The 16,700-nt window shown below is 68.1% G+C and carries 14 protein-coding genes; 10 read left to right on the top strand and 4 right to left on the bottom strand.

What is annotated here, in order from left to right; translation table 11 throughout:
* Positions 1–32: 32 nt before the first annotated feature.
* The 3 genes from rpoH to ychF all read right to left on the bottom strand — a co-directional run bounded on the left by rpoH (position 33) and on the right by ychF (position 5,494).
* Entirely contained in the window at positions 33–956 is a 924-nt protein-coding gene (rpoH, locus tag VLK61_RS02285; protein ID WP_325417855.1) for an RNA polymerase sigma factor RpoH, read from the bottom strand.
* 140 nt (positions 957–1,096) lie between these two features.
* Positions 1,097–4,249 carry a CHASE domain-containing protein gene (locus tag VLK61_RS02280; protein WP_325417853.1) on the bottom strand — a complete coding sequence of 1,051 codons (3,153 nt, stop codon included), beginning with the start codon at positions 4,247–4,249 and terminating at the stop codon, positions 1,097–1,099.
* A 150-nt stretch (positions 4,250–4,399) separates the two neighbouring features.
* Positions 4,400–5,494 (bottom strand): redox-regulated ATPase YchF, encoded by a 1,095-nt coding sequence (gene ychF / locus VLK61_RS02275; protein ID WP_325417851.1) that lies wholly within the window; start codon positions 5,492–5,494, stop codon positions 4,400–4,402.
* Positions 5,495–5,583: 89 nt separating this feature from the next.
* Here ychF and VLK61_RS02270 point away from each other — a divergent pair, with 89 nt between their 5' ends.
* From VLK61_RS02270 to VLK61_RS02240, 7 genes are all read left to right on the top strand, one after another.
* The gene (locus VLK61_RS02270) at positions 5,584–6,702 is read left to right on the top strand and encodes an FAD-dependent monooxygenase (protein ID WP_325417849.1); all 1,119 of its coding nucleotides are present in this window, start codon (positions 5,584–5,586) and stop codon (positions 6,700–6,702) included.
* Positions 6,703–6,712: 10 nt separating this feature from the next.
* Complete coding sequence (locus tag VLK61_RS02265; RefSeq protein ID WP_325417847.1) at positions 6,713–7,444, top strand: DsbC family protein; 732 nt, start codon at positions 6,713–6,715, stop codon at positions 7,442–7,444.
* 23 nt (positions 7,445–7,467) lie between these two features.
* Positions 7,468–7,914, top strand: a complete 447-nt coding sequence (locus VLK61_RS02260; protein ID WP_325417844.1) for a DUF3429 domain-containing protein — start codon at positions 7,468–7,470, stop codon at positions 7,912–7,914.
* A gap of 3 nt (positions 7,915–7,917) precedes the next feature.
* Positions 7,918–9,648: a M61 family metallopeptidase gene (locus tag VLK61_RS02255; RefSeq protein WP_325417842.1), complete on the top strand. Its 1,731-nt coding sequence runs from the start codon at positions 7,918–7,920 to the stop codon at positions 9,646–9,648.
* A gap of 43 nt (positions 9,649–9,691) precedes the next feature.
* Positions 9,692–10,807, top strand: a complete 1,116-nt coding sequence (locus VLK61_RS02250; protein ID WP_325417840.1) for a DUF3108 domain-containing protein — start codon at positions 9,692–9,694, stop codon at positions 10,805–10,807.
* Between the two features lie 24 nt (positions 10,808–10,831).
* Positions 10,832–11,623, top strand: coding sequence for an enoyl-CoA hydratase (locus VLK61_RS02245; protein ID WP_325417838.1), 792 nt, complete (start codon positions 10,832–10,834; stop codon positions 11,621–11,623).
* A 174-nt stretch (positions 11,624–11,797) separates the two neighbouring features.
* Complete coding sequence (locus VLK61_RS02240; protein WP_325417836.1) at positions 11,798–12,160, top strand: DUF4148 domain-containing protein; 363 nt, start codon at positions 11,798–11,800, stop codon at positions 12,158–12,160.
* A gap of 88 nt (positions 12,161–12,248) precedes the next feature.
* On the opposite strand, the gene lysS is transcribed toward VLK61_RS02240, so the two are convergent.
* Positions 12,249–13,763, bottom strand: a complete 1,515-nt coding sequence (gene lysS, locus VLK61_RS02235; protein ID WP_325417834.1) for a lysine--tRNA ligase — start codon at positions 13,761–13,763, stop codon at positions 12,249–12,251.
* A 194-nt stretch (positions 13,764–13,957) separates the two neighbouring features.
* Here lysS and VLK61_RS02230 point away from each other — a divergent pair, with 194 nt between their 5' ends.
* Genes VLK61_RS02230 through VLK61_RS02220 form a run of 3 tightly spaced genes read left to right on the top strand, consistent with a single transcriptional unit; the run spans position 13,958 to position 16,697 of the window.
* On the top strand, positions 13,958–15,019 hold the full coding sequence (locus VLK61_RS02230; protein WP_414636754.1) for a Gfo/Idh/MocA family protein: 1,062 nt from the start codon (positions 13,958–13,960) through the stop codon (positions 15,017–15,019).
* Positions 15,019–15,606: an acyltransferase gene (locus VLK61_RS02225; protein WP_325417833.1), complete on the top strand. Its 588-nt coding sequence runs from the start codon at positions 15,019–15,021 to the stop codon at positions 15,604–15,606. The genes VLK61_RS02230 and VLK61_RS02225 overlap by 1 nt, the downstream gene beginning before the upstream one ends.
* Positions 15,588–16,697: a DegT/DnrJ/EryC1/StrS family aminotransferase gene (locus tag VLK61_RS02220; protein ID WP_325417831.1), complete on the top strand. Its 1,110-nt coding sequence runs from the start codon at positions 15,588–15,590 to the stop codon at positions 16,695–16,697. The genes VLK61_RS02225 and VLK61_RS02220 overlap by 19 nt, the downstream gene beginning before the upstream one ends.
* Positions 16,698–16,700 lie beyond the last annotated feature (3 nt).

Below are 16,700 nucleotides of genomic sequence, written 5' to 3'. Positions count from 1 at the left end.
CGGCCAGCCGGTGGGCGGCACGGTGGCGAGCGTCAGGCGACGGCCTCCATGGCCTTGCGCATCTTCTTCATCGCCGCGACTTCGATCTGGCGGATGCGCTCCGCACTGACGCCGTACTCGGCGGCCAGTTGATGCAGTGTCATGCCGCCGCTGCTGTCGTCGTTGACCTTCAACCAGCGTTCTTCGACGATGCGGCGGCTGCGTGCATCCAGCACCGCCAGCGCCTGCGTCAAGCCGTCGCTGGACATCGCATCGCGGCGGCGCGCCTCGAGCACCTGGGTCGGCTCGCCGGAGTCGTCGGCCAGGTAGGCGATCGGCGCAAAGCTTTCTTCGTTGTCGTCGGTTTGCGGCTCCAGCGCCACGTCGCCGCCGGACAGCCGGGTTTCCATCTCGATCACTTCGGCCGGCTTGACGTTCAGCTGCTTGGCCACTTGCTCGATCTCGGCTGAAGAGAGCGTGTTGCGGTGCGCATTGGCATCGCTGGCATCGCTCTTCAGGTTCTGCTTCATCGAGCGCAGGTTGAAGAACAGCTTGCGCTGCGCCTTGGTCGTGGCCAGCTTCACCATGCGCCAGTTGCGCAGGATGTATTCGTGGATCTCGGCCTTGATCCAGTGCAGCGCGTAGCTGACCAGGCGCACGCCTTGTTCCGGATCGAAGCGCTTGACGGCCTTCATCAGCCCGACATTGCCTTCCTGGATCAGGTCGCCGTGCGGCAGGCCGTAGCCCAGGTACTGGCGTGACACCGACACCACCAGCCGCAGGTGAGACAGCACCAGCCGGCCGGCCGATTCCAGGTCGCCCTGCTCGCGCAGCTTGCGGGCAAAGGACAACTCTTCCTCGTGCGTCAGCATCGGCAGGCGGTTCACGCCGGTGATGTAGGCATCCAGGTTCCCCAGCGAGGGCACCAGGGCCCAGGGATCGCGGACGGACAGCGCAGTGGTCGATGTGAGGTTCATGGGTCTTTGAGACAAGGTTCAGGCTCCTTGGTTCCCAAATATTAGCACTCCTGACTGATGAGTGCTAAATGCGGGTTCTGGCCTGTGAGATGGTTTCGTCTCAGTCCAAGACTAGATTTCAAAGAGAGTTTGTACTAACTTCATCCGAATCGTGTGTCCATCTCGCCCAGCAGGCCGTCCACCAACGCGAGGAAAGTGCCCAGGTTCAAGGGTTTGGTCAGGTAGTGCGCGGCGCCGGCGGCGATCGCTTCATTGATGCGTGCGGGCGTGGCATCGGCTGAGACCACGACGATCGGCACGTCGGCCGTGCGCAAGTCGTGCTTCAGGTGGCGCAGCAGTTCCAGGCCATCGATGTCCGGCAGGTGCATGTCCAGCAGGATCAGGTCCGGCAGCGACATGCGGATCGCCGCCAGGCCGTCCAGGCCGGAGGCCGAGACGGTCATCTCCACTTGCGGGCGCTGGGCCAGGATGCCGCGCATGACCTCGGCATTGGTCTCGTTGTCCTCGACGTAGTGCACCTGCCGCCGGCGGTAGGGCGCGCTCAGCGGGTCGATCAAGCCGGCGGCAGCATCCGGGCCGACCTGCCCCGCCGCCGCCGGCAGGCTGAGCACGAAGGTCGAGCCCTGGCCTTCCTGGCTATGGGCCTGCAGGCCACCGCCCATCAGCTCGGCCAGGCGGCGGCTGATGACCAGGCCGATGCCAGTGCCCTCGATCTGGCTGTGCTCGCGGCCCAGGCGGTTGAAGGGCTGGAACAGCTCGGCCATCTGGGTCTCCGACAGGCCCAGGCCGCTGTCGGTGACGCGGACCTCGACCATGCCGGACGCGCCGGCCTGCACTTCGACGTCGACCCGACCTTGATCGACGTTGTACTTGACGGCGTTGGACAGCAGGTTCGTCAGCACCTGCTTGAGCCGCGTCGGGTCGGCCATCACCGCGCGCGTGCCGGGTTCGATGTGCTCGCGCACCTGGATGCCACGCTGTGCGGCACTCGGCTGCACCATCGCGATGCAACTGCGCAGCAAGGGCGCCGCGTCGATGGCCACGGTGTCCAGCCGGATCATGCCGGACTCGATGCGCGACAGGTCCAGGATGTCGTTGATCATCTCCAGCAGATGCCAGCCGGCATGCTGGATTTGTGCCGTCCACTCCCGCTGGTGGCCGGCCAGCGCCGGCTGGCGGTCCAGTTCCAGCAGCTGCGCAAAACCCAGCATCGCGTTCAAGGGCGTGCGCAGCTCGTGGCTCATGCGGGAGAGGAATTCGCTCTTCGCCCGGTTCGCCGATTCGGCCAGGTCGCGGCCGCGCTCGGCTTCCAGCAGTCTCAGGTGTTCGGTGATGTCCTCGACCACCGCCACCAGCCGCTGCGGCTGGCCACTGGCGTCGCGCAGCACGCTCAGGATCATCTGCACCCACACCGGCTGGCCATCGCGGCGCTCCAGGCGTTTGCGCCGGCGCAGCGGCGCGGCCTCGCCGCGCAGCAGTTGCACCAGCAGCTCGGCATCATCCGCGCGGTCTTCTTCGGGTGTCAGCTCGGCGATGGATTTGCCGGCCAGCGCATCGGCGGCGTAGCCCAGCATGTCGCGGAACTTCGGGTTGGCTTCCCGCACGCGGCCCTGCAAGTCGGCATAGAGGATGCCGATCGGCGCGTGGTCCAGGATGTTGCGCAGCCGTTGTTCACTTTCGCGCAGGGCCTGCTCGGTGCGGGCGCGCTCGCCCATCTCGCGCTCCAGCTCGGCGGTGCGCTGCGCGACAGCCGATTCAATGCGCCGGGTGCGCCCGGTCACTGTCAGCAGCAGCACGGCCAGCAGCGCCGTGGACAGCAGGCCGGCAGTCGAAAACAGCCAGGCATTGACATGGCCGCCCTCGGCGAAGTCCGCCGCGCGGGCGGCAATGCGCACGCGCCACTGCCGTCCCGCGAAGTTCAGCGTGCGCTGGAATTCATGGGTGTCAGGTGCCGCGTTGTCGCAACCCTGCGGGCCGGCCAGGCGAGGCCGCGTCGCGCTCGGATCGATGTCCACCAGGCACCAGCGCAGGGTGCCCGGCTGCTCCTTCATCGCCGCGGCGAGTGACTGGTCCATGCGCAGCGTGACGAAGACCACCCCGCGCAAGGCCTCGGCGCGCTCGGCCGGCCCGGGCTCGCCGCGGTACAGCGCGCGGTAGAGGACCACGCCGGTCTGGTCGCCCACTTCCTGCGTCAGACGAAAACCGGCGGAGGCCGTGGCCTGATCGCCGCGCGCCGCGCGGCCGATGGCTTCGCGCGCGGCCGGAATCGACAGCACGTTGACGCCCAGCGCCGAAGCGTTGCGGTCGAAAGGTTCGACGAAGCGCATCACCACGCCGTCAACGTCCTGCGCAGAGATCGGCGCGGTGCCGCGCTCGCGGCGCTCGAAGATGCGCAGGCTGCGGCCATCGCTTGCCGACACCCGCGCTTCATAGTCGGCGAAGTCGCTGCGCGCGACCCGTTCGCTGTAGCCGATGGCCTGCAGGCTGATCGGCAAGGCCAGCCAGGGTTCGGCGACGCGCCGCAGTTCGTCGCGCGAGACTTCGTTGGAGGCCAGGAACAGGCCGTGCGTGGCCTGCAGCGCGAACAGCGCCTGTTGCAGGTGGCTGCTGATGGTGTCGGCCGCCGCGGCAGCGGATTGCTCGAAGACCGCGCGGCCCCGCAGCTGGTCCAGCCGGGTCACTTGCACGGTGGCCAGGGCCAGCAGGCTGAGCGCGGCCATCAGCGGCAGGGCCAGGGCCACCCGGCGCGGCGCCCAATCGGCGCGCGGCCGCCCGATCAGGCTCAGCACCGTGGGCGCGCCGATCAGCACGCCCAGCGTGTCGCCGGCCCACCAGGTCCACCAGGTGAAGGCCCGTGCCTCGGCAGGCAGCACGCCGAGCAGCGACAGCGCCGTGGTGGCGATGGAGGCATTCAGCAGGCAGGCCAGCACCGCGCCGTAGAGGCAGAACGCCAGCACGTCGCGCGGCTCGGCCAGCGCGCGTGAACTGCTGCGCCGGCGCACCAGCCAGGCGCCGACGCCGGCCTGCGCGGTGGCGCCGATGGCAATGGCCAGCGCCAGCAGCTGGGCCGTCATCGGTGGCAGCCCGCGCGGGTGGGCCAGCAAGGCGTTGACGAAGAAGGCGCCGGCCAGCACGCCGGGCAGGGCGCGGTAGCCGTAGACCAGCACGACGGCCAGCGCAATGCCGGCCGGCGGGTAGATCGGCGCCGCGTAACTTGGCGGGATGGCCAGCAGGAGGGCCAGTTGCCCGGCGCCCACGTAGGCCAGTGCCGTCAGCACGGCGGGCAACAGCATCGAGAGCAGTCCGGCAGCCGGCATCACGGGGCGGACGCCGCGCGGCGCGGGCGCCCTGTCAGGCAGAGTGGCAAGACTACCACCGCGCCGGCCGGAACCGTCGCGGTGATCGTGGGCATCGGCGCACGGTCGCCGACCAATACCGAGCGGTCAGACGTTGAACAGGAAGTTCATCACATCGCCATCCTTGACGACGTATTCCTTGCCTTCGGCGCGCATGCGCCCGGCATCCTTGGCGCCTTGCTCGCCGCCATGGCTGACGAAGTCGGCATAGGCGATGGTCTGCGCGCGGATGAAGCCCCGTTCGAAATCGGTGTGGATCACGCCGGCAGCCTGCGGCGCGGTATCGCCGATGTGGATCGTCCAGGCGCGCACTTCTTTCACGCCGGCGGTGAAGTAGGTCTGCAGGCCCAACAGCGAAAACGCGGCGCGGATCAGCCGGTTCAGGCCCGGCTCATCCTGCCCCATCTCGGCCAGGAACATCGTGCGGTCTTCATCGCTCATGTCGGCCAGCTCGGCCTCGGTCTTGGCGCAGATGGCCACCACCGGTGCGCCTTGCTTGGCGGCGTAGTCCTTCAGCCGGTCCAGGTAGGGGTTGTTGTCGAAGCCGGTTTCGCTGACGTTGCCGACGAACATCGCCGGCTTGGCGGTGATCAGGCACAGCGGCTTCAGCACCACCTGCTCTTCCTTGCTGAACGCGATGCTGCGCACCGGCCTGGCTTCGTCCAGCGCGGCCTGGCACTTCTTCAGCACATCGACCAGGCGCTGCGCTTCCTTGTCGCCGCCGGCCTTGGCCGACTTGGTGTAGCGCACCAGGCTCTTTTCCACCGTGGCCAGGTCGGCCAGGCACAACTCGGTCTGGATCACCTCGATGTCGGAGATCGGGTCGACCTTGCCGGCGACGTGGATCACGTTGTCGTCTTCGAAGCAGCGCACGACATTGACGATGGCATCCGTTTCGCGGATGTGCGACAGGAACTGGTTGCCCAGGCCTTCGCCCTTGCTGGCGCCGGCCACCAGCCCGGCGATGTCGACGAACTCAACGATCGCCGGCACCACACGTTCGGGCTGGACGATCTCGGCCAGCTGGCTGAGCCGCGGGTCGGGCAACTCGACAATGCCCACGTTCGGCTCGATCGTGCAGAACGGGTAGTTCTCGGCGGCGATGCCGGCCTTGGTCAGCGCATTGAAGAGGGTGGACTTGCCGACGTTGGGCAAGCCCACGATGCCGCATTTGAGGCTCATGGAAGGCTTTCGGGGGCTTGACCGGCAACTTTGCGCGGCCAAAGCGGGCAATTTTATGCGGTGAGGGTGGCGCTTCCTACAATCGCGCGATGGAAACGGTCGGTGGCAAGGTCGATGTCTGCATCCGGGGCAGCGGGGCGGTGGCGTTCAGCCTCGGCCTGGCGCTGTCGCGCCAGGGTCTGTCGGTGGCCTTGCCCAGCGTGCCGCCGGCGGCGGTGCAGGGTGATGTGCGGGCCTATGCGCTGAATGCCGCGTCGCGCCAGTTGCTCAGCGACTTGCGCGTGTGGGACGCCTTGCCGCCGGATGCGGTGACGCCGGTGTACGACATGCATGTCGAAGGCGACGCGCCGGGTGGCGCGATTCACTTCTCGTCGTGGCGGCAGCGGGTCGAGGCGCTGGCCTGGATCGTCGATGCCGCGGAACTGGACACCGCCTTGCGCACGGCCGCGCGCTTTGCGCCGCATCTGCGGCTGGCCAGCGGCGAGGTGCCTGCTGCGCTGACCGTGCTGGCCGAAGGCAAGGAATCCGCCGCGCGGCAGGCGCTGGGCGTGAGCTTCGAGCGCCACGCCTATGGCCAGTCGGCCATTGCCGCGCGCCTGGTCGCCAGCCAGGCCCATGGCGGCGTGGCGCGGCAGTGGTTCAAGTCCCCCGATGTGCTGGCGCTGCTGCCGCTGGACCGCCCGCAAGCCGCGCACAGCCTGGCGCTGGTGTGGTCGCTGCCCAGCGCACGTGCCGAGGCGCTGCGCACTGCGCCGGCGGCCGAGTTCGAGCAGGCGCTGAACGAGGCCACCGGCGGCGCCGCCGGCACGCTGAGCCTGGCCAGCGAGCGCACCACCTGGCCCTTGGCCATCGCGCAGGCCGATCGGCTGTGCGGCCCGGGCTGGGTGCTGGTGGGTGACGCCGCACACCTGGTGCACCCGCTGGCCGGCCAGGGGCTGAACCTGGGCCTGGCCGACGTGGCTTGCTTGGCACGCACGCTCGCCGAGCGGGAACCCTGGCGCGGCCTGGGTGATGAACTGCTGCTGCGCCGCCACGTGCGCGAGCGCGCGCTGCCCACGCAGGCGATGGCCGGGCTGACCGATGGCCTGCTGCACCTCTTCGCCAGCCCCCAACCCCTGCTGCGGGAACTTCGCAACCGCGGCATGACTCTGCTCAACCACCTGGCGCCGATCAAGCGTCTGCTCACTGCCCGGGCGCTTGATGCCTGAAGGAACCCTGATGATCTCGTTGACAACGCTGCGCCGTGGCGCATGGGCCATCGCGCTGCTGGCCGCGGCTTCGGTGCAGGCCGACGAGGCGGCGATCCGCAAGAACCTGGCCGAGCGTCTGCCCAACCTGCCGAAGATCGACGAGATCAGCAAGACGCCGATCCCGGGCGTCTTCGAGGTGCGCTACGGCGCCGAGATCTTCTACACCGACGAGAACGGCCAGTACGTGATCCAGGGCGCGATCATCGACACCAAGACCCGCACCGACCTGACCCAGGCGCGCATCGACAAGCTGACGATGATCGATTTCGCCACGCTGCCGCTGAAGGACGCGGTGCTGGTCAAGCAGGGCACGGGCGCGCGCAAGCTGGTGATCTTTGCCGACCCGAACTGCGGTTACTGCAAGCGCATCGAGCGTGACCTGCTGACCCTGAAGGACGTGTCGATCTACACCTTCCTGTACCCGATCCTCGGGCCGGATTCGAACGTCAAATCGCGCGACATCTGGTGCGCCAAGGATGCCGGCAAGGCCTGGCGCGCCTGGATGGTCGACAACGTGGCGCCGACCAAGGCCGCCGCCGAGTGCGATGTCGCGGCGCTGGAGCGCAACGTCAAGCTGGGCCAGAAGCACCGCGTCAACGGCACGCCGGCGGTGGTGTTCGAGGATGGCTCGCGCGCCCCGGGTGCGCTGCCCGCGGCGCAGATCGAAGCACGCATCCTGGCAGCGGCGAAGAAAAGCTGAGCAGCGGTGACAATCCGGGCACGATGAGTGCCCATGTGTTTTCCGATCCGCCGATGTCGGTGATGGCCCGACGCCTGGGCCATGCCGGCTCGGCTGCCTTTGTGCTGGGTGCGATGCTGGTGTGGATCGTCAACGACCAGGCGCACCCGTATGTCACGCTGGCCCTGTCGGCCTATGCGGCGATGGTGGTGTCCTTCCTGGGCGGCATCCACTGGGGGCTGGGCTTCCAGCATCACGATCCGCCGGCTTCGCTGTTCGTCTGGGGCGTGCTGGCGTCGCTGTTCGCCTGGGTGGCGGTGATGATGCCGGCCAACGCCGGGCTGGTGCTCGATGGCGTGCTGCTGGTGCTGTGCTACCTGGTCGATCGCAAGGTCTACCCCGCACAAGGCCTGGCGCGCTGGCTCACGCTGCGCTTCCGTTTGTCGGCCGTGGCCGCCCTCAGCTGCTTTCTGGGTGCCGCGGGCACCTGAACCATGATCTCCTATCGCGTCGACCTTGCCGATCCGCATGCCCACCAGTACCGCGTGACGTTGACGCTGCCGGCCCCCGCGGCCGAGCAGGCGCTGTCGCTGCCGGTGTGGATCCCGGGCAGCTACATGGTGCGTGAATTCGGCCGCCACCTGTCTGGCCTGCAGGCGCGGCAGGGCCAGCGTCCGGTGGACCTGGAGCAGGTCGACAAGACGCGCTGGCTGGCCCGCTGCAGTGGGCGCGCGGCGCTGACGCTGAGCTACTTCGTCTATGCCTTCGACACCTCCGTGCGCACGGCCTTCCTCGATGCGCGGCGCGGCTTCTTCAACGGCACCAGCCTGTTCCTGCGCGCCGAAGGCCGCGAGGCCGAAGCGCAGCGCGTGACCCTGGGCAGCCTGCCCGAAGGCTGGCAGGTGGCCACCGGCATGCGCGCGATCGGGCCGCGCAGCTTCGAAGCCGCGGACTATGACGAACTGGTCGATCATCCGTTCGAGCTGGGCCGCTTCTGGCGCGGCAGCTTCCATGCCGGCGGCGTGCCGCATGAATTCGTCGTTGCCGGGGCCTGGCCCGGCTTCGACGGCCAGCGCCTGCTGAAAGACACCCAGCGCATCTGCGAGCAGCAGATCCGCTTCTGGCATGCCGAGGCCGGCACCAAACCGCCCTTCGAGCGCTATGTGTTCCTGCTCAACGCGGTGGACGAAGGCTACGGCGGCCTCGAGCACCGCGCCAGCACCGCCTTGATCAGCACCCGGCGCGACCTGCCGCGCGAGCGCATGGAAGGGCTGAGCGATGGTTATGCCACGCTGCTCGGGCTGATCAGCCACGAGTACTTCCACACCTGGAACGTCAAGCGCCTCAAGCCCGCTGAATTTGCGCGTTATGACTACACACAGGAGAACTACACCCGCCTGCTGTGGTTCTTCGAAGGTTTCACCTCGTACTACGACGACCTGATGCTGCTGCGTGCCGGCCTGATCGACACCAGCCGCTACCTCAAGCTGCTGGGCAAGGCGATGAACGCCGTGGCCGCCACGCCCGGCCGCCAGGTGCAGAGCGTGGCCGAGTCCAGCTTCGACGCCTGGGTCAAGTACTACCGCGCCGACGAGAACACGCCCAATGCCACGGTCAGCTACTACCTGAAGGGCTCACTGGTGGCGCTGGCGCTGGACCTGAGGTTGCGCGAGCGCGGCGCTTCGCTGGACGCGGTGATGCGCCTGCTGTGGCAGCGCTCCGACGGCGGCCCGGTGAGCGAGGCCGACATCGCTGCCGCCTTGAAGCAGGTCGGGGGCCGTGCGTTCGCTGCCGAGCTGCAGGCCTGGGTCCATGGCACCGAAGAGTTGCCGCTGCAAGAGCTGCTCGCCGGCGTCGGCGTACAGCCGCGCAACGAGCGTGCAGGCTTCGCCGCGTCGCTGGGCCTGCGCTTGTCCGAAGGCCCGGTCACCGGCGTGCAGGTCAAGAGCGTGCTGGCCGGCAGCGCCGCGGCCGAGGCCGGCGTCTCGGCCGGCGACGAGTTGCTGGCCATCGACGGCTGGCGTGTGCGCCGCTTCGAGGATGCGCTGGGCTGGATCGACCGCCACCAGCCCTTCGACCTGCTGCTGGTGCGCGACCAGCGCGTGACGACGCTGCGCCTGGTGCCGGACAAAGACACGCCGCTGGCGCAGACCCTGGCGCTGCAGTTGATCGACAAACCCGCGCGTGCCGTGATGGCCCGGCGCCGCGCCTGGCTCGATGGCTGAAGGGGCCGCGGCCGGCCTGCCGGGCCGCAGGCCCGGGCGCGCCTTGCTGCGTCGTCGTTCCGGCTGGATGTTGTTGGCGGGGGTCACGCTGGTGCATGTGCTGGCCATGGACGAGTTGGTGACCGACCGTTTCGGCTGGGGCGCCAGCGAGCACAGCAGCCCCCGCATCGAGGTGGCGTTTGTGCGTGAATTGGTGCAGCGTGCCGCGCCGGCCGCGGCCGCCGTACCCCGGCCGGCACGCGCGGCCGAACGGGTCTTGCCGAGCGTGGCCAAGAAGCCGGCGACACCCGCGTCAGCCCCGGACACCCAGGTGGCCGTTGCGCCTGCGCCGCCGCCTGAGCCCGTGCCATCGCCGCCCACACCGCAGCCTGCGGCAGCCGAGCCATCCCCCGCCAGCACCCCGGCCATCACGCCGACGATCGAACCACCGCCGCCCGAGCCGACGCCACGAGTTGCCGAAGCGCCCAGCGCCGCGGCGTCCACCGCCGAAACCCATGCCTTCGAGTGGCCGCCGTCGACGCGCCTGAGCTACGCGCTCAGCGGCTACTACCGCGGACCGATCGAAGGCGGGCATGCGCAGGTGGAGTGGTTGCGTGCCGGCACGCGCTACCAGGTGCGCATGGAGTCCAGCCTCGGTCCGATGTTCTCGCGCCGCGTCTCCAGCGAAGGGGAGCTGACCGATCGCGGCCTGGTGCCCAGCCGCTTCGAGGGCGAGCAGAAGCAGTTGTTTCGAGCGCCCAAGCGCTGGACCCAGGACATCGGGCGCGAGCGCATTGCCTTCGCCGACGGCGTCGAGATCGATTCGCTCCCCGGTGTGCAGGACGAGGCCAGCCAGTTCGTGCAGCTGACCTGGCTGTTCACGACCCAACCCGCCTTGCTGCAGGTGGGCCGCTCGATCGAGGTGCCGATGGTCATCAACCGCCGGGCCGACCGCTGGATCTACGATGTCAAGAGCGAAGAAACGCTATACCTGCCGTTCGGCCAGGTGCCCACCTTCCACGTCAAACCGCGGCGTGAGGCCAAGGGCGGCGAGATGGTGGTCGAGATCTGGTTTGCGCCCACGCTGCAGTACCTGCCGGTGCGCATGCTGGTCCGGCAGAGCGAATCCACCTACATGGAATTGACGCTGAAGCAGCCACCGCTGCAGGCAGCCAAGTGACTTAACCCTGGAGGCATGACCCCGATGAGCACCCCACAACACATCCTGATCGACACCCGCGGCGACGGCGAACGGCGCACCGGCCTGATCACGCTGAACCGCCCGAAGCAGCTGAATGCGCTGAACAACGAGCTGATGGACGAGCTCGGTGCGGCGCTGAAGGCCTTCGATGCCGACGCCGGCATCGGTTGCATCGTGATCACCGGCAGCGACAAGGCCTTCGCGGCCGGCGCCGACATCGGCGCGATGGCGAGCTACAGCTTCACCGACGTCTACAACGGCGACTACATCACGCGCAACTGGGAGTTGATCCGCAGCGTGCGCAAGCCGGTGATTGCCGCGGTGGCAGGCTTTGCACTGGGCGGCGGCTGCGAGCTGGCGATGATGTGCGACATCATCATCGCCGCCGACACCGCGCGCTTCGGCCAGCCCGAGATCAAGCTCGGCGTGATCCCGGGCGCCGGCGGCACGCAACGCCTGCCGCGCGCCGTGGGCAAGGCCAAGGCGATGGACCTGGTGCTGACCTCGCGCATGATGGACGCCACCGAGGCCGAACGCGCCGGCCTGGTCTCCCGCGTGGTGCCAGCGGCGACGCTGCTGGATGAAGCGTTGGCCGCCGCGGCCACGATCAACGGCTTCGGCGCCACCAGCGTGATGATGGCCAAGGAGTGCGTGAACCGCGCCTACGAAGGCACGCTCAGCGACGGCGTTATGTTCGAGCGGCGCATGTTCCACGCCTTGTTCGCCACCGAAGACCAGAAGGAAGGCATGGAGGCCTTCATCAACAAGCGCAAGCCGGTGTTCACGCACCGCTGAAGGCGCAGCTGCGGGTTTTCAAGGCTTGCGATTGTTCCTGAAACCGCATTGGTGCGTTCGCGCCGCAGTGCTTTTTCTTTGTGCCGCAGGTTTCTACAGTGTGGGTCATGGATGCAGGCGGTGGCCACAAGCACCGGTCAAGACATCCAGTCCCAACCCTGTAGGAGTTTGCTCATGAACAAGCTGATGATTGCCGCGCTGACCGTGTTTGCCACGGGTGCAGCGCTGGCTGATGACCCGACGATCGACAACAGCGCCAACACTCTCACGCTGAAGACCCGCGCTCAAGTCGTCGCCGAACTGAAGCAGGCCCAGGCTGACGGCTCGATCAGCGCCTGGGCGAATCGCCCGCAGATGAACAAGGCCCAGGACATCAAGTCGGTGCGTGTGCGCGCAGACGTCAAGTCCGACGTGATCGCCGCCCGCGCTGCCGGCGACCTGAATACAGTGACCGGCGAAGACAGCGGTGCGCTGGCCTTCAACGCCAAGCGCCGCGTCACGACGCCGACGACGGTGGTGGCCGCTTCCCAGCGCTGATCAAGCACTGCCCGGCACCGCGCCGGGCAGATCAGCTTTCCCGGCGCCAGGCCGGTGAGGCAGCCTCCCCGGCGTAGCGCCGGGAGAATCAGCCTTCCCGGCGCAAGGCCGGGAAGAGGATCACATCCCGGATACTCGGGCTGTCGGTCAGCAGCATGACCAGCCGGTCCAGCCCGACGCCGCAGCCGCCGGTGGGTGGCATGCCGTATTCGAGCGCGCGGATGAAGTCGGCGTCGTAGTACATCGCTTCTTCATCGCCGGCTTCTTTGTTGGCTACCTGGGCCTGGAAGCGGGCGGCCTGGTCTTCGGCGTCGTTCAGTTCCGAGAAACCGTTGGCGTATTCGCGACCGGTGATGAACAGCTCGAAGCGCTCGGTGACCGCCGGGTTGCTGTCGGAGGCACGGGCCAGCGGCGACACCTCGACGGGATAGTCGATGATGAAGGTCGGCTGCCACAGCTTCTCTTCGACCACCGCTTCGAACAGGCCGAACTGCAGCTCGGACAGCCCCCAGTGCGCCGGCACGTCTTCGCCGGCCGCGAGGATCTTCGCGCGCAGCACGGCCACGTCGGTGGACTCCGCGTCGCTCAAGCCGGCATGCACCACCAGCGACTCACGCACCGACAGCCGCGCAAACGGCTTGTCCAGTTCCACCGGCTTGCCGGCATAGGTGAGGCTGGCCGAGCCGGTGGCCATGCGTGCGGCATGGCGCAGCAACTGCTCGGTGAAGTCCATCAGGTCGTGGTAGTTCCAGTAGGCCGCATAGAACTCCATCATCGTGAATTCGGGGTTGTGCCGAACGGAGATGCCTTCGTTGCGGAAGCTGCGGTTGATCTCGAACACGCGCTCGAAACCACCGACGATCAGGCGCTTGAGGTACAGCTCCGGCGCAATGCGCAGGAACATCTCCTGGTCCAGCGCGTTGTGGTGCGTGACGAAGGGCTTGGCATTCGCACCGCCCGGAATCGGGTGCAGCATCGGCGTCTCGACCTCGAGAAAGCCATGCTCGACCATGAAGCTGCGGATCGAGCTGACGGCCTTGCTGCGCGAGACGAAGCGGGCCCGCGCCGTTTCATCGGTGATCAGGTCGACGTAACGCTGGCGGTACTTCTGCTCCTGGTCCTTCATGCCGTAGAAGTCGCCAGGCAGCGGCCGCAGGTTCTTGGTCAGCAGGCGCAGCGTCGTGACCTTGACCGAGAGCTCGCCGGTGCGCGTCTTGAACAGCACGCCCTCGGCGCCGAGGATGTCGCCCAGGTCCCAGTGCTTGAAGGCTTCGTAGGTGGTTTCGCCCACCGCGTCCTTGCTGATGAACAGCTGGATGCGGCCATGGGTCTTGCCGAAGGAGCCGTCCTGCACCGTCGCGAAGCTGGCCTTGCCCATCACGCGCTTCAGCATCATGCGGCCGGCCACGGCCACCGGCACGCCTTGCGGCTCCAGCTCTTCGTTGCTCAGTTCGCCGTACTTGGCCTGCAGGTCGGCGGCATGGTGCCGCGGCTTGAAGTCGTTCGGGAAGGCAATGCCCTGCTGGCGGATGGCGGCGAGTTTTTCGCGGCGCTCGGCGATCAGCTTGTTGTCGTCGTCGGGCGGGGTGGCGTCGTTCGTCATGGTGAGCCGGCTGGGCTTGGGGGAAACCGCGAATTGTAGGCAGCGGGGCCGAAGCCGTCGGCTGGGCGACGCGTTCGACGGCGTCCATCCGACCCCCTGAAGTACGGCAGCGCTGGCGGATAATCCGCTCCCTGGCCGCGCGGGCCCGGCCGCCCCGGCCGCGGGCGCAGTGGCCGATGCGCCCATCCTCCGCCATGCACCTGCAACACGCCCCCGTCGTCGACCGCAAGATCCGCTTTGCGCTGGCGGGCTGCGGGCGCATTGCGGCCAACCATGTCGAAGCAATCAGCCGCCATGCCGAGCGCGCCGAACTGGCGGCGGTCTGCGACACCGACCCCGCCGCGCTGGCCGCGATGGCCGGTCGCACCGGCGCCCAGCCGTTCACCAGCCTGACCGCCCTGCTGGCTGGCGCCGGCGCCGACTGCGTGGTGCTGACCACCCCCAGCGGCCTGCACCCGCAGCAGGCCGCCGAAGCCGCCCAGGCCGGCGTGCATGTGATGACCGAAAAACCGATGGCCACGCGCTGGGCCGATGGCCTGGCAATGGTCCGGGCCTGCGACGATGCCGGCGTGCGCCTGTTCGTCGTCAAGCAAAACCGGCGCAACCGGACCTTGCAGTTGCTGCGCCAGGCGCTGCAGCAGGGCCGCTTCGGCCGGGTCTACATGGTCACGGTCAACGTGTTCTGGTCGCGGCCGCAGAGTTACTACGATTCGGCCGATTGGCGCGGCACCTGGGAATTCGACGGCGGTGCGTTCATGAACCAGGCCAGCCACTACATCGACCTGCTGGACTGGCTGATCGGCCCGGTGGAGAGCGTGATGGCCTACACCGGCACGCTGGCCCGCAACATCGAGGTCGAAGACACCGGCGTTGCCGCGCTGAAGTGGCGCAACGGCGCGATGGGCTCGGTCAACGTCACGATGCTGGCGCACCCGAAGAACTTCGAAGGCTCGATCACTGTGCTGGGCGAGAAGGGCACGGTGCGCATCGGCGGTGTGGCAGTGAACAAGATCGAGCACTGGGAGTTCGCCGAACCGCACGCCATGGACGAGCAGCTCGACGAAGCCAGCTACCAGACCACGTCGGTCTACGGCTTCGGCCACCCGCTGTACTACGACAACGTGATCCGCACCTTGCGCGGTGAATGCGAGCCCGAGACCGATGGCCGCGAAGGCCTGAAGAGCCTGGAACTGCTGATCGCGATGTACCGCTCGGCGCGCGATGGCAAGCGCATCAACCTGCCCCTCGAGTACTGATGGCCATCACCGTCCACCCCTCGGCCATCGTCGACGACGGCGCGCAGCTCGGCGACGGCTGCCGCGTCTGGCATTTCGTGCACATCAGCGCCGGCGCGCGCATCGGTCAAGCGTGTTCGTTCGGCCAGGGCGTGTATGTCGGCAACGACGTGGCGATCGGCAACAACGTCAAGGTGCAGAACAACGTCTCGATCTACGACGCGGTGACGCTCGAAGACGATGTGTTCTGCGGCCCGAGCATGGTCTTCACCAACGTGCACAACCCACGCTCGGCGGTGCCACGCAAGGACGAATACCGCCGCACGCGCGTGCGGCGCGGCGCCACGCTGGGCGCCAACTGCACGATCGTCTGCGGCACGACGATCGGCGAATACGCGTTCGTCGGCGCCGGTGCCGTGGTCAGCCGCGATGTGCCGGCCTTTGCCTTGATGGTCGGCGTGCCCGCGCGCCGCATCGGCTGGATGAGCCGCCATGGCGAGCGCCTGTCGCTGCCCGCCAGCGGCCAAGGCGAGGCGCAGTGTCCCGCCACCGGCGAAACCTACCGCCTCGATGGCGAAAGTCTGCAAGCATGCAATTCACCGACCTGAAAGCACAGTACGCCGCGCTGAAATCCAGCATCGATGCGCGCATCCAGCGCGTGCTCGACCATGGCCAGTACATCATGGGCCCCGAGGTCGCCGAGATGGAGCAGGCCTTGTCGCGCTACACCGGCGCCAAGTACTGCATCGCGGTGGCGAGCGGCACCGAGGCGCTGCTGATCGCGCTGATGGCGCTGGGCCTGAAGCCCGGCGACGAAGTGATCACGACGCCATTCACCTTCGCTGCCACGGCCGAGATGATCGTGCTGGCCGGCGCGACGCCGGTGTACGTCGACATCGAGCCCGACACCTGCAACATCGACGCCTCGCTGATCGCCGCGGCGATCACGCCACGCACGCGGGCGATCATGCCGGTCAGCCTGTACGGTCAGGTCGCCGACATGGCGGCGATCAATGCGCTGGCGGCGCAGCACGGCCTGGCGGTGATCGAAGACGCGGCGCAGAGCTTCGGCGCCGGCTACCAGGGCCGCAAGAGTTGCAACCTGTCGACCCTCGGCTGCACCAGCTTCTTTCCGAGCAAGCCGCTGGGCTGTTACGGCGACGGCGGCGCGATGTTCACCAACGACGATGCGCTGGCCCAGGCCTGCCGCGAGATCCGCGTGCACGGCCAGAGTGGGCGCTATCAGCACACGCGGCTGGGCGTCGGTGGCCGCATGGACACGCTGCAGTGCGCGGTGGTGCTGGCCAAGCTGGAACGCTTCGAGTGGGAGATTCAGCGCCGGCTGGCGCTGGGCGAGCGCTACAGCCGGCTGATCCGCGACAGCGGCGCGCCGGTGCAACTGCTGGCGGTGCGGCCGGACCGCGATTGCGTCTGGGCGCAGTACACCGTGATGGTCGACGACCGGGCGCGTGTGCAGCAGGCATTGCAAGCGGCGGGCGTTCCCACTGCCGTGCACTACCCGAAGCCGCTGCACCACCAGCCGGCCTATGCCGCTGGCCAGAATGCCGGCTCCTGCCCGCACAGCATTCGCGCAGCCCAGCGGGTGCTGAGCCTGCCGATGAGCGCCGACCTGAGCGAGGCCGACCAGGACCGCGTCGTTGCGGCACTGGCTGCGGCGCTGGTGCCTGCGACGGCCTGACGC

The organism is Aquabacterium sp. (genome assembly GCF_035476535.1).
Classification (GTDB): Bacteria; Pseudomonadota; Gammaproteobacteria; order Burkholderiales; family Burkholderiaceae_C; genus Pseudaquabacterium.
This window is presented reverse-complemented; position numbering and strand designations above follow the sequence as displayed.

What these genes read in the sequence shown, in the direction of transcription:
- VLK61_RS02270 (WP_325417849.1), top strand. Translation starts at nt 5,584, where the DNA reads ATGGAAACGGTCGGTGGCAAGGTCGATGTCTGCATCCGGGGCAGCGGG.
- VLK61_RS02280 (WP_325417853.1), bottom strand. Translation starts at nt 4,249, where the DNA reads ATGCTGTTGCCCGCCGTGCTGACGGCACTGGCCTACGTGGGCGCCGGG.
- ychF (WP_325417851.1), bottom strand. Translation starts at nt 5,494, where the DNA reads ATGAGCCTCAAATGCGGCATCGTGGGCTTGCCCAACGTCGGCAAGTCC.
- VLK61_RS02230 (WP_414636754.1), top strand. Translation starts at nt 13,958, where the DNA reads ATGCACCTGCAACACGCCCCCGTCGTCGACCGCAAGATCCGCTTTGCG.
- VLK61_RS02240 (WP_325417836.1), top strand. Translation starts at nt 11,798, where the DNA reads ATGAACAAGCTGATGATTGCCGCGCTGACCGTGTTTGCCACGGGTGCA.
- VLK61_RS02255 (WP_325417842.1), top strand. Translation starts at nt 7,918, where the DNA reads ATGATCTCCTATCGCGTCGACCTTGCCGATCCGCATGCCCACCAGTAC.
- VLK61_RS02245 (WP_325417838.1), top strand. Translation starts at nt 10,832, where the DNA reads ATGAGCACCCCACAACACATCCTGATCGACACCCGCGGCGACGGCGAA.
- VLK61_RS02225 (WP_325417833.1), top strand. Translation starts at nt 15,019, where the DNA reads ATGGCCATCACCGTCCACCCCTCGGCCATCGTCGACGACGGCGCGCAG.
- VLK61_RS02220 (WP_325417831.1), top strand. Translation starts at nt 15,588, where the DNA reads ATGCAATTCACCGACCTGAAAGCACAGTACGCCGCGCTGAAATCCAGC.
- rpoH (WP_325417855.1), bottom strand. Translation starts at nt 956, where the DNA reads ATGAACCTCACATCGACCACTGCGCTGTCCGTCCGCGATCCCTGGGCC.
- lysS (WP_325417834.1), bottom strand. Translation starts at nt 13,763, where the DNA reads ATGACGAACGACGCCACCCCGCCCGACGACGACAACAAGCTGATCGCC.
- VLK61_RS02265 (WP_325417847.1), top strand. Translation starts at nt 6,713, where the DNA reads ATGATCTCGTTGACAACGCTGCGCCGTGGCGCATGGGCCATCGCGCTG.
- VLK61_RS02260 (WP_325417844.1), top strand. Translation starts at nt 7,468, where the DNA reads ATGAGTGCCCATGTGTTTTCCGATCCGCCGATGTCGGTGATGGCCCGA.